Annotated in this window: 9 protein-coding genes; 3 read left to right on the top strand and 6 right to left on the bottom strand. The window is 66.9% G+C overall.

Translation table 11 applies throughout. The features are described from left to right. The first annotated feature begins 40 nt into the window (after nt 1–40). The 3 genes from ASG86_RS12325 to ASG86_RS12315 all read left to right on the top strand — a co-directional run bounded on the left by ASG86_RS12325 (nt 41) and on the right by ASG86_RS12315 (nt 1,927). Nucleotides 41–661 (top strand): 5-formyltetrahydrofolate cyclo-ligase, encoded by a 621-nt coding sequence (locus ASG86_RS12325; RefSeq protein ID WP_056334500.1) that lies wholly within the window; start codon nt 41–43, stop codon nt 659–661. A gap of 110 nt (nt 662–771) precedes the next feature. Beyond that, nucleotides 772–1,047, top strand: a complete 276-nt coding sequence (locus ASG86_RS12320) for an FmdB family zinc ribbon protein (protein ID WP_056334497.1) — start codon at nt 772–774, stop codon at nt 1,045–1,047. A 127-nt stretch (nt 1,048–1,174) separates the two neighbouring features. Further along, a complete protein-coding gene (locus ASG86_RS12315; protein WP_200946257.1) occupies nt 1,175–1,927 on the top strand; it encodes an RcpC/CpaB family pilus assembly protein in 753 nt (250 codons plus the stop codon). A gap of 26 nt (nt 1,928–1,953) precedes the next feature. On the opposite strand, the gene ASG86_RS12310 is transcribed toward ASG86_RS12315, so the two are convergent. From ASG86_RS12310 to ASG86_RS12285, 6 genes are all read right to left on the bottom strand, one after another. Then, a complete protein-coding gene (locus ASG86_RS12310) occupies nt 1,954–6,258 on the bottom strand; it encodes a DUF4011 domain-containing protein (RefSeq protein WP_056334494.1) in 4,305 nt (1,434 codons plus the stop codon). A gap of 130 nt (nt 6,259–6,388) precedes the next feature. Next, on the bottom strand, nt 6,389–7,978 hold the full coding sequence (gene guaA / locus ASG86_RS12305; RefSeq protein WP_056334492.1) for a glutamine-hydrolyzing GMP synthase: 1,590 nt from the start codon (nt 7,976–7,978) through the stop codon (nt 6,389–6,391). Between the two features lie 129 nt (nt 7,979–8,107). Continuing rightward, nucleotides 8,108–8,614 carry a DUF3817 domain-containing protein gene (locus ASG86_RS12300; RefSeq protein ID WP_056334490.1) on the bottom strand — a complete coding sequence of 169 codons (507 nt, stop codon included), beginning with the start codon at nt 8,612–8,614 and terminating at the stop codon, nt 8,108–8,110. Beyond that, nucleotides 8,611–9,480, bottom strand: coding sequence for an SURF1 family protein (locus ASG86_RS12295; RefSeq protein WP_056334487.1), 870 nt, complete (start codon nt 9,478–9,480; stop codon nt 8,611–8,613). The genes ASG86_RS12300 and ASG86_RS12295 overlap by 4 nt, the downstream gene beginning before the upstream one ends. A gap of 98 nt (nt 9,481–9,578) precedes the next feature. After that, on the bottom strand, nt 9,579–10,067 hold the full coding sequence (locus tag ASG86_RS12290) for a PTS sugar transporter subunit IIA (RefSeq protein ID WP_018769223.1): 489 nt from the start codon (nt 10,065–10,067) through the stop codon (nt 9,579–9,581). Nucleotides 10,068–10,108: 41 nt separating this feature from the next. After that, nucleotides 10,109–11,848: a glycerol-3-phosphate dehydrogenase/oxidase gene (locus tag ASG86_RS12285; RefSeq protein ID WP_056334484.1), complete on the bottom strand. Its 1,740-nt coding sequence runs from the start codon at nt 11,846–11,848 to the stop codon at nt 10,109–10,111. Between the last annotated feature and the right edge of the window lie 78 nt (nt 11,849–11,926).

Raw genomic sequence — 11,926 nt, 5'->3', positions numbered from 1 at the left:
CTGAAAATCCGCCGGAACACGGCATCGCAGGAAGGACACCATGCTGCAGGAGACCGACGCGGTCAAGGACCATATCAGGGCGACGCACCGGCGACGGCGGGCAGCCCTGACGCCGGAGCAGTTGGAAGCGGCCGGGGCGGCGCTGGCTGCCCATGGGGAAGCATGGGCAAGGACGGTCACCGGGGACCGCCCCGGGATTGCCTGCGTGTACCTGGGCGTGGGACATGAACCGCCCACCCTGCCCCTGATCAACGCCCTGCATCACAGCGGGCACCAGGTGCTGCTTCCCGTGTGCGAGCCCGGCCGGGAGTTGAGCTGGGTGTTTTGGACGCCGGATACCGGCTTCGAACGGAGCAAATACGCGCCAATCCTGGAACCCGCAGGGCAGCGGCACGGGCCGGATACAGCGGGCGGTGCAACGATGCTTTTCATCCCTGCTACCGCGGTGGACCTCGCCGGCAACAGGATCGGCCAGGGCGGCGGGTACTACGACAAGTTCCTGGGGCACCTTGCCACGGCGGGGAAGGAAATTCCACTGGCCGCTGTTATCTACGACGATGAACTGCTGCCCGCGGGCCGGATTCCGGCCGAGGAGTTCGACCGGCCGGTCCCGGCCGTCCTGGCTCCGTCCGGTTACCGGCCTTTGGCGGGCAGCGCCTAAGCCCGGGCCATCCGGACTCAGTGATAGAATTAGCACTCAGGCCCTGCGACTGCTAACGGTTTACCCACGGCAGCACGGGACCTCTCGTTTGCCCAAGAGGAGGAGCACCAGTGCCAACATATGCTTACGCCTGCAAGGATTGCGGCCACGCCTTCGACATTGTCCAGTCGTTCTCGGACAGCAGCCTGACGTCCTGCCCTGAATGCCAGGGCACGCTGCGCAAGAAGTTCAACAGCGTCGGTGTCGTCTTCAAGGGCTCGGGCTTCTACCGCACCGACTCGCGCGATTCCAAGGGCAGCTCGGTTTCTCCCGCACCGGCCGCGGCTCCGGCAGCGCCTGCTGCCGCCCCGGCCGCTTCGGCGCCGGCAGCTGCTGCCGCCAGCTAAGCAACAAGGTCTTTACGACGGCGGCCGGCCGCTTCCCACGGCGGGTTCAAGCAGCGTCCGGCCGCCGTTGTCCACATAGCAGCCGTTCCGGCTCCCGTGACGCCGTGGCTGCAATTAGCGTGGGCGCATGCCCATACTCCCCCGCCGTCGCCGTGACGGCCTCTGGTTTCCCGGGAACGTCCGCAATGCCGGCCGCGCACATCACACTGGTCGCGGGCCCGGAAACCGCAACCGCCCCCTGCATTCCCGGTTTGCCGGCTGGCTAAGCCGCAACCGGCGGCTCGCGGCGGCCCTGCTTTTTTGTGCAGCTGCAGCAATCGCCGTCCAGCAGCTCACTCCTGCCCCGCTAGCCACCGTAACTGCGCTGGCCGCTGCCCGGGACCTGCCCGCCGGAACCGCTGTCACGGCAGCGGATCTGGACCGCGTCCTGGTGCCTCCCGGGATGGTGGCCGATGGCTTCCTCCAGGACGGCGCCGCAGCCACGGGCAAACAGCTCGCGGCTCCTCTGCGGAAGGGCCAGCTCCTCACAGATGCCCAGTTGCTGGGCCCCGGGCTCCTGGCAGGGACGCCGCCCGGTTCGGCGGCGGTTCCCCTGCGCATGGCGGATGCCTCGTCCATCCAGCTGGTTTCCCCCGGCCAGTTGGTCAACGTGGTGCTGACCTCGGCCAACGGGTTCGACCAGCAGGGCCCCTCTGAGGTGCTCGCGTCGGCCGTCCCCGTGCTGTGGACTTCGAACAAGGGCGGCCAGACCGGACAATGGCTGGGCACCACGGAGACGGATGGACTGATCGTGGTGGCAGCCACAGCGGAACAGTCATCACGCCTGGCTGGGGCCTCCACCCAAGGCAGGCTTTTCTTTGTCCTGGTGGGGCAGCCCTGATCCAGGCCGTGGCTGGAATGCGGTGGTCAGCCCCAATGCGGCGGCTTCTGTTCCTTCAGCCAGGTGTCGTGGTCGTCCTCCCGGTCGCCCCAGCTGCGGGCGTCGTCCTCCGCCGCCTTGCTGGGGAGAATCTCGTCGGTACCACCCGATGCTGCCTTGGTGGCGGCGGGATCAGCGGGCACGGCAGCTCCTGCTCCGGTCCCCGTCTTGTCCTGGTTGTCGTTCCCGGCCTGTTCTTCGTTGCCGCTCCGGCTGTCGTGCCGGGCCTGGTTGTCGTCCCCGGTCTGGTCGTTGTTTCCGGCCTGGTGGTTTTCGTTCTGGCGCATATCTTCCTCGGGCCTCTCGTCCTTAGGCCTGTCGTCTGTCATCGCTCGCATTTCCCGCGGATCCTGGGCCCGCCTGCCTTGGCTGCCCTCTTCCTGCCGGCGGTTTCCACCATCGCTGTTTCGGCTTTCACCGGCCTCGGATGGCAGGTAGGAGACGCCGGGAGAGGGCGTCCCGTCGATTCCATGGAGCGCGTGGTTGAAGTCGTCGTCCAGGAACCCGGTGGAGGTAGAACTCCGGCCCGGGAGCACCATCTTCTCCAGGCCAAGGTACCCGGCAATGCGGTCGGCGCAGGAGGAGGGGTCGGTGAAGACCTCGATGGTCCACAGCGGCATGTACCGCCATCCCAGGCGTTCGAGCAGTTGCGGCCGCAGCCTGCTGCGCTCACGCACGCTCATGGTGCGGTACTGGGCGGTGCCGTCGGACTCGATGGCCACGGGCCGCGGGATGTCGTGGTCGTCCTGGCCCATGGTGTTCAGGGGGTCCGCCGCGGCAACCACGTCAATGGCGCCGTCGTACTGGTGCCAAACCCTGGCGCCACGGGCCCGCAGCCTGTCCCCCAGATCGGCCACCAGCGGATCCGCGCCCAGCGCCTGTTCACTGGCGGCGGCACGGGAGGCGGGAGTGCCCAGATCGGTGTTGCCGGAAATTTCCCGATCCAGCAGCGTGTAGAGGTCCACCGCCCCGTGCGTGAGCCGGGTCTGGTCCAGGTCCTCGGGCCGGAAGCAGGTGAGGACGTGCATGGAACGCCGCGCCCGGGTCATCGCCAGGGCAAATTTCTCGCGGCCGCCCTCGGCGGACAGCGGTCCGAAGTTGTGCAGTGCCCGGCCGTGCGGGGTCCGCCCGAATCCCGGCGAGAAAATGACGTGGTCCCGGACCAGTCCCTGGGCGCGTTCCAGGTCCACCACTCGGAAGGACTCCGGGCCGGCGCCAAAGAAACCGGCCAGGCCCGGCTGGTTGGAGAGCTGGAGCCTGATGGATTCACCAATCCTGGCAGCGTGCCGCAGGCTGGCGGTGACCACAGCCAATGACGTTCGCGGACGGAGGCGGGCGTGTTCGAAGACCAGTTCCACTACCCGGTTGACTTCTGCCACGACGGACTCAACACCCTCGTGGTCGGCGCTGGGAAGGCCGGTGCCGTCGGGCAGGTATTCCACCAGCAGCGACCGGTCCAGCCCCGTGGCCGACTGGCCCTCAGGCAGCCGGCGCAGGCCGCCGTCGTAGAAGTTCTTGCTGAGCTGGAGGACCAGGTCCTCATCCACTGCCCGGTACACCACGTTGAGCCGCCAGACCGGAAGCACGGCGGAGAGTGCGGTGAAGGCACTTTCCACCCGCTGGTGGGCGGACTCTCCCGGTGCCAGCCGCTCCACTCCAACGGTGAAGGTCCGTGGCGTGGCAATGCGCGAATCCCCGAAGGCAATAACCTGCCGTGCGCGGGCGATCGAGGGCAGGACGGCCTGCAGGGACGTGGCTTCCGCATCGAGGATTACGACGGCATCAAAGTGCTGTTCGGCCGGAAGCAGGCCCGTCATCAGGTACGGACTGACTGACCATACCGGAACCAGCGTGCCAATCAGGTCCGGAGCCTGCGCGGTCAGGGACGGCAGGGACACCCGTCCGTCCTTGAGCAGGCTGCGCAGGAGATCGGCCTGGCGCGGCTGGGCGGCGATGGCAGTCCGCCACCGGTCGGCCAGGTCCCACCGAAGGCGCGCGGCACCGCTGGCGATGTGCGCGTTGTCCGCCAGCCGGTACTCCGCTTCAAGCTGGCGCAGCGCGTCGCCGTCGGACATGGCCAGGTAGTCGTCACCGCTGATCATTGCCTCAAGGGCGGACTGCCACCAGGCCAGCTCCAGCTCGGCGGCGACGGACCCCTCAGGGACTTCGCGTTCGGCGAGATCGGCGAGGAGTTCGCCCAGGCCGTGTTCGCGCATGTTCTCGATGAGGAGTGTTCGTTCGGGCAGGGTCTTGAGTGTATCGGTGTCTGCCACCAGGCGCTCCAGGCGTTCCATCAGCTGCACGTAGGGAACGGTGGACAGCGCCCCGCCGTCTTCCGTGTGCTGCAGCGCCTCGCCCAGCTGTGCCAGCTCCTGGTCCAGGGACCGGTACATGGCGTTCATTTCGGCCAGGCCGGAGGGAACGGCGGGATGCCGCTGGGTGGTGGCGTAGCCCGCCCACAGGGCACGCTGTTCCTGCACCAGCACCAGGGATGAGTGCAGGTCTGCGATGTGGACACCCGGGCGGACGTATTCTTTGGCTACCCGGCGCAGCCTGGAGCGCTGCATGGCCGTCAGCTCGATGCCGCGCTCACGCCGCCAGGCAGACGGCGCCGTGGCGGAGATCAGGTCCGTCACGGGCCGGTCGAAAATGTCAGGGGTGAACTTGTCCAGGCTTCCGCGGACGGCCACCAGCAGTTCCAGCTGCTCGCCCCACTCCGCGAACGATTCGCCCAGGCGGATTTCGGCGTGCTCCGCAACGGCATCCATGCGGTCCCTTAGGAGGGGAAGGCTCTTGGCGACGGAGCGGACCAGGTCCTGGGCTTCCTCCGTTTCCTTGCGGGTCAACAGCCTCGCTCCGTGCCAGGGGCTGGTGGTGGCCGCTTTGCTGAAGCTGCCCAGTTCCGCGGCGCGCTTGAGCCGGCCGGCCAGTTCCTCGCGGTCCCGGATGCTGTCCAGCACGCTGCGCTTGAGCCTGACGGTGGTGGCCGGCGCAGGATGGATGGAGGTGAGCTCGGCCAGTGACTGCATGGCCTGGTAGGGCGAGCAGCCCCAACGCTCGCGGACGTTGTGGAGCGACGCCACATGGTCCATGAGCGCGTGCCGGTGCTCGACCAGGGTGTTGTGGAGGTTCCCGAGCTGCGGTTCCAGTGACTTTTCGTTGCGCACGATGGCCCGGACCAGCTGGCCCTTCAGCTGCTGCGCGGTGACGTTTCCGGTGAGCTGGAACAGGATGGACTCCAGCCCCAGCGACTCAAGGTGTCCGGAGACCTCATTGAGGCTGGCGCGGCGGTCGCCCACCACCAGCACTGTCTTGCCGGCGTCCACCAAGGCACCGATGGTGTTGATGGCCGTCTGGGTCTGGCCGCTGCCGGGCGGGCTGCTGACGACCAGTGAGTCCCCGGCCCGGGCCGCGTCGATGACGTACTGCTGGTCAGTGTCCGCATCCAGCAGCAGCAGCTCGTCCTTGGGATCCCTGTTGTCCAGGTGGGGGAAGCGGGACGGGTCGGGCCCGTCGACGTCCACCACTTCGCCGCCCGCGGCAGTGGCCAGCGCGGACACGACGGGATGGGAGTCGTTGATCCAGGGGTCGTCGAGGTTGCCGGAGAGGTCGGCGAAGGTGGAAACGAGCAGGTTGTGCTGGGTTTCCGCGCCGTGAATGGGCCGGATCAGGGTGGCCAGCCGGTCCAGGACAGGCTGGGGGTCGAACCGGGCGGTGCTGTAAGCGAGGCGCGTGACGGCGTTGACGTCAAAGACGATCCCGTGGATGTTCTTCAGGTGCCGCACCAGGGCAGGGTTGATGTGCGCCTGCTCGGTGAGCTGGAGTTCGAAGTCGTCCTCCCCCGGCCGCACCGTGAGGGAAATGGCGGTCAGCATGACCGGGGCGGAGACCCGCTGGGGTTTGCCGCCGACGGCGGAGGTCCACACCACAGTGCCCGCGGACAGGTACCCGGCATCGATGCCGCGGTCGTTGGCAAGCTCGAAGATCTTGGACCGGATGTTGCGCGACGCCCGGGCGGCCACCACATATTGCTGCCTGTCGCGGATCAGCGTGGACAGGCGTGTGCGGCGCCCGGCCATGAGCTGGGCAAGCCCGGAGGGGTGCGCCGATGTCAGGTCGATGGAGCCTTCGGGCGTCTTGGTGAAGCGCAGCATCGTGTCCGCGCCGGTGACGGGTTTAAGCCCGGACAGCCATTTACGAAGCTCTTCCGAGCCTTCCGGGTGGCCTTGACCAACTGACACTTCTGCCTTCTTTTCTGCGTTTGCACGTGACGTCCTGGACCATACCGGCATAGATTCGAGAGTAGCCGGTCCGGCGCCGGACTTGAGAGACCGCAACACTGGAGCACGGGAAATTGCCGAAGGATTCATCCGGGAAAAGCAGTGGCCGGCCCCCGCTGGCGGAGGCCGGCCACTTAGGATGCTATTCCCATTCGATGGTTCCCGGCGGCTTGCTGGTGACGTCCAGCACCACGCGGTTGACGCCGTCCACCTCGTTGGTGATCCGGCCGGAGATCCGGGCCAGGAGGTCGTAGGGCAGCCGTGACCAGTCCGCCGTCATGGCGTCCTCGGAGGAGACGGGGCGAAGCACGATGGGGTGTCCGTAGGTGCGGCCATCACCCATGACGCCCACGCTGCGGACGTCCGCGAGCAGGACCACGGGCATCTGCCAGACTTCGTTGTCCAGGCCGGCTGCCGTGAGTTCGGCACGTGCGATGGCGTCTGCCTTGCGCAGCAGGTCCAGCCGCTCCTTGGTCACCTCGCCGACAATTCGAATGCCCAGGCCCGGGCCGGGGAACGGCTGGCGGCCAACGATCTCCTGCGGCAGGCCAAGCTGGGCGCCCACCGCGCGGACCTCGTCCTTGAATAGGGCGCGCAGCGGCTCAACCAGTTCAAACTGCAGGTCCTCGGGGAGGCCACCCACATTGTGGTGGCTCTTGATGTTCGCCGCACCTTCGCCGCCGCCGGACTCGACGACGTCGGGGTACAGGGTGCCCTGGACCAGGAACTTGATCTTTTCGCCGTGGGCAGCTGCCTCGGCGATGATGGCGAGTTCGGCTTCTTCGAAGGCGCGGATGAACTCGCGGCCGATGATCTTGCGCTTGGTTTCCGGATCGCTGACGCCGGCCAGGGCCGAGAGGAAGCGTTCCTGTTCGTTGGCGACGTACAGCTTCACGCCGGTGGCGGCCACGAAGTCGCGCTCCACCTGTTCGGCTTCGCCTTCACGCAGCAGGCCGTGGTCAACGAACACACAGGTGAGCTGGTCACCCACGGCGCGCTGGACCAGGGCTGCGGCCACTGCGGAGTCAACGCCGCCGGAGAGGCCGCAGATGACCCGCGCGTCCCCCACCTGCTGGCGGATGCGCTCCACTTGCTCTTCCAGGATGTTGCCGGTGGTCCAGTTGGGCTCGAGCTTGGCGCCCTTGAAGAGGAAGTTCTCCAGCACCTGCTGGCCGTAGGCCGAGTGCTTGACCTCGGGGTGCCACTGAACGCCGTACAGGCATTTTTCTTCATTGGCGAACGCCGCCACCTCGGCGCCGGCCGTGGTGGCCAGGACGTCGAACCCGGCAGGTGCCTCGTGGACGGAGTCGCCGTGGCTCATCCAGGTCTTCTGGTGCTGGGGCATGCCTTCCAGCACCGAGCGGCCGTCACCCAGGATGGTGGTCTCGGTGGAGCCGTACTCCCGCAGTCCGGTCTTGTCAACCTTGCCGCCGAGGGCATTGGCCATGGCCTGGAACCCGTAGCAGATGCCAAAGACGGGAACGCCGGCTTCAAAGAGGTCGGCACCCACGCTCGGGGCGCCGTCGGCATAAACGCTCGAAGGTCCCCCGGAAAGGATGATGGCGGCGGGGTTCTTGGCCAGGAGCTGCTCGGTGGTGTACGTATGCGGAACCACTTCCGAATACACATTTGCTTCCCGGACGCGGCGGGCAATCAGCTGCGCGTACTGGGCACCGTAATCAACAACCAGCACCGGCTTCTGGGAAGTCTGGGATGCAGTGGGAGTAGTCACCGTAATAGCCTACTTGGCGCCCTTGCACCGGCGCACCTTGAGAGGGCGCGCTGTGACGCAGCAGACGTACGACGGCGGACGGCCGCCGCACACAGGGCCCGGCACCTGGGCAGCTGGAAACCGGAGCGGCTAGTACCGCTGCGGCGCCTGGGGGTTGGCGGCCAGTTCGGCCTCCACCTCGGCGTGGAACTTCTTTTCGACAATGAAGGACAGGAACGGCACTACACCGCCAAGGGCCAGCAGGACCAGCTTCAGGAACGGCCAGCGCATCAGGGACCACAACCGGAAGTTGGAGATAAGGTACACGACGTACATCCAGCCGTGCACGATCAGGACCGTGACGGAGATGTTCACGCCGTTGAGCACTCCCGGGGGCTCCGCGTCGGCGAACCCGAAGCCGAACGGCTGGCCGGTCACCGCGTTGGTGCCGCCGGCGAACAGGTACTGCCCGAAGCCGTACCGGGCCACAAGTTCAGCGCACAGCAGGAGCAGCATGGTGCCGGTGAGGTAGGCCATGACCTTGTAGAACTTCAGGGCCGACCGGATCTGGGCCTCGGTACCGCCGAAGCGGCGCTTCTTGCCGGTCTTGCCGCCGGGGGCCTGTGCTGACGGGGTGGCCGGTTTCGGATCAATCATGGCTGTACCTTCTGCTGGTGCTGGTCAGGCTGTTGTGGAAGTTGGTGCGGTTTGTGCCGCTCGTCGCCGTCGGTATCGTCGGCGTCATCGAGGGCTTCTTCGAGGTCCCGGTGGTAGTCATCCTTGACCAGCCGCCACCAGATGAAGAGGGCAAAGCCGGCGAAGACCACCCACTCGATGGAGTAGAAGAGGTTGAGCCAGTTGATGTGCTCTGCCGGCGGCTGGGGGCCGATGTCCAGCGGCAGGAGACTCCCCGGTACTGCGGCGGCACTGACGTCCTGGCCGGCCACCACCTCTGCGGTGGCTGACACGAAGCCCGGATAGCTGCTCACGTCCCAGTAGTTGATGAGCTCGGCCACGGACACGGCCGAGGCCTCCCCCGGCTTTGGTGCTTTCCCGGCCACTGGCGCCTCGGAGGGCAGCAGTCGTCCGGTCAGTTCGACAAGGCCCGACGGCGGTGCTGCCGCGTCCTGGGGTTCCGCAACCCATCCGCGTGCCACGGGGATCCAGGTCTGCGGTGTTGCGGCGGCTCCGGTCAGGGTGGGGGCACCGTTCACGGCGAAGGCCGATACCACCCAGTAGCCGCTCTTTCCCTCATGGAGCCGGCCGGGAACCAGGACCTGCTTGTCCGCACTGTACGTTCCCTGCGCAGTGACCATCTGGTCGGCGACGCTGCCGTGGAAGAACTCACCTGGCTGCAGCGTGCTTGTCAACGGCTGGACCTGTTCGGTGGCCGGGTTGACTGGCACTTCGGGTTGGGTGGAGCGGCCGAACTGCCACTGGCTGAGCAGCACGAAGACCCCGGAGAGCGCGATCGCGAAGATAAAGCCTGCGATCCATCGGGGCTTGAGGGCTGTTTTCCACACGTCTTAACCGTACTTCGTACTCTTGTAGAACAACTAAACGCCGGGGATGCCCGGACCCGGAAAGAGGCGGCCGGGCGGGCCCGGTGGTCGGGGCGGGCCTAGTGGTCGAAGAACACCAGGCTGGAGTTGATCAGTTCGGCGATGACTTCGGCGTCATACGCCCGCCGGAGCGATTCCCGGAACGACTCCTTGGACAGCGACCGTGCCAGGGTGGCCAGCACTTCCAGGTGGTCCGAGAAAGAACTGGCGGGGGTGGCTATCAGCAGGATGACCGTGGCGGGCCCGTCCGCGGCGCCGAAGTCCAGGGCATGGCCGTACTTGGCGATGCCCACCGCGATGGAGGTTTGGGAGACGAACTCGCTGCGCGCGTGCGGGAGCCCAATGCCGCCCGGGAGTCCCGTGGCGAGTTGGTGCTCCCGGGCATTGACGTTCTTCAGGAACCCGTCAAGATCCGAAATCCGCCCGGCAGCGTGCAACCGTTCCGCCAGCTGGTTGGTGGCGTCGGTCTTGTCCTTCGCCTCCATTTCCAGGATCACCATGTCGGCAGTGGTGAGGTGGGCGTCATACGGGTCCAGTGGTTCCGCCAAGGCGTATCCCTTCAGTCAGCAGTGCGGGGCGAACGAGCCCCTCAGCGCAAGGGCACGATGTCTTCCGCGCCCAGGCGGGCGGCGTCTGCGGATTCGTCGTCCGGCTGTTGCTGGCTGAGGCGTTCGGCTTCCACCCGGGCAATGTAGTGGCGGATCTCGTTTTCACGCTGCGCGTCACTCCAGCCAAGGACGTCACCCATCAGTTTAGCGACAACGGGGGCAGCGGACACGCCGCGGTCCCAGGCCTCGATGGAGATCCGGGTGCGCCGGGTCAGGACGTCCTGGACGTGGCGGGCACCTTCATGGCTTGCGGCGTAGACGGCCTCGGCCTGCAGGTAGTCGTCGGCTCCCGGGAGGGGCTCGGCCAGTTCCGGGTTCTGCTCGATGATGGCCAGCACCTCGGGCGTCATCGATCCGTACCTGTTGAGCAGGTGTTCGATTCTTGCCACGTGGACCCCGGATTCCTCAGCGGTACGGTTCCGGCGGTTCCAGGCCGCCCGGAAGCCGCTGGCGCCCAGCAGCGGGATTGTCTCGGTGCAGCTCGGCGGGACCCGCTCGTCCATGGTGCGTGTCGCCTCGTCCACCGCGTCCTTGGCCATGACCCGGTACGTGGTCCACTTGCCGCCTGCCACCACCACCAGGCCGGGGACCGGGTGCGCCACCACGTGCTCGCGGGACAGCTTGGCCGTGGAGTCGTTTTCGCCGGCCAGCAGCGGCCGGAGCCCGGCATACACGCCTTCCACATCCTCCCTGGTCAAGGGACGTTTCAGCACCTGGTTGACGTGCTCCAGGACGTAGTCGATGTCCTTGCTCGAGGCAGCCGGGTGCGCCTTGTCCAGGTGCCAGTCGGTGTCGGTGGTGCCAATGATCCAGTGGCGTCCCCATGGGATGACGAAAAGCACCGACTTTTCCGTGCGCAGGATCAGGCCCACGGTGGACTGGAAGCGGTCGCGCGGAACCACCAGGTGGATGCCCTTGGAGGCCCGGACCTTCAGCTGGCCCCGGTCCGTCACCATGGCTTGGGTTTCGTCCGTCCAGACTCCGGTGGCGTTGATGACCTGCTTGGCGCGGATGCCGAACTGCGTCCCGTCCTCGCGGTTTTCCACCTTGGCTCCGACCACCCGTTCGCCCTCCCGCAGGAAGTCCACCACGGCCATTTGGTTCACGGCATGGGCCCCGTAGTAGGCGGCGGTCCGGACCAGGTTTGCGACGTATTTCGCGTCATCCACCTGGCCGTCGTAGTACCGGATGGAGCCGACGAAGGCGTCGTTTTTGAGGCTGGGGGCGGCCCGCAGGGTGCCGCGCTTGCTCAGGTGTTTGTGGAACGGGACCCCGCGGCTGTGTCCGCTGGAGATGGACATGGCGTCATACAGTGCGATGCCCGCCCCGACGTAGGGCCGCTCGATGAACGGTTTGGTCAGTGGATACAGGAAGGGCACCGGCCGGGCCAGGTGCGGGGCGAGTTCGGAGAGCAGCAGCCCGCGTTCCTGCAGGGCCTCCTTGACCAGGGCGAAGTCGAGCATCTCCAGGTAGCGCAGGCCGCCGTGGATGAGTTTCGAAGACCGCGACGACGTGCCGGCAGCCCAGTCGCTTGCCTCGACGATACCGACGCTCAGGCCCCGGGTTACCGCGTCCAATGCGGCTCCCGCGCCCACGATGCCGCCGCCCACAATCAGGATGTCCAGTTCCTGGCCGGGTTCGGTGGTGGCGCGCAACCGCTGGATGGATGCTTCCCTGGCTTCGGGGCCAAGGACCCCGCCGTTTGCAGGAACACTCTTCATTGAACGCCTCCAGTGCCTCTAGTGCCGGTAGTAAACCCACACTACTTGCTAGAAGCGTGCTTTGGGCAGGGCGGCAGG

Source organism: Arthrobacter sp. Soil764, assembly GCF_001428075.1.
GTDB lineage: Bacteria > Actinomycetota > Actinomycetes > Actinomycetales > Micrococcaceae > Arthrobacter.
The sequence above is the reverse complement of the archived record's forward strand: the minus strand, read 5'-3'. Positions and strand labels throughout refer to the sequence as shown.

Bases quoted from the DNA above. Each gene is read 5' to 3' on its own strand.
- ASG86_RS12315 (WP_200946257.1), top strand. From the start codon at position 1,175: ATGCCCATACTCCCCCGCCGTCGCCGTGACGGCCTCTGGTTTCCCGGG.
- ASG86_RS12310 (WP_056334494.1), bottom strand. From the start codon at position 6,258: ATGCCGGTATGGTCCAGGACGTCACGTGCAAACGCAGAAAAGAAGGCA.
- ASG86_RS12300 (WP_056334490.1), bottom strand. From the start codon at position 8,614: ATGATTGATCCGAAACCGGCCACCCCGTCAGCACAGGCCCCCGGCGGC.
- ASG86_RS12325 (WP_056334500.1), top strand. From the start codon at position 41: ATGCTGCAGGAGACCGACGCGGTCAAGGACCATATCAGGGCGACGCAC.
- ASG86_RS12285 (WP_056334484.1), bottom strand. From the start codon at position 11,848: ATGAAGAGTGTTCCTGCAAACGGCGGGGTCCTTGGCCCCGAAGCCAGG.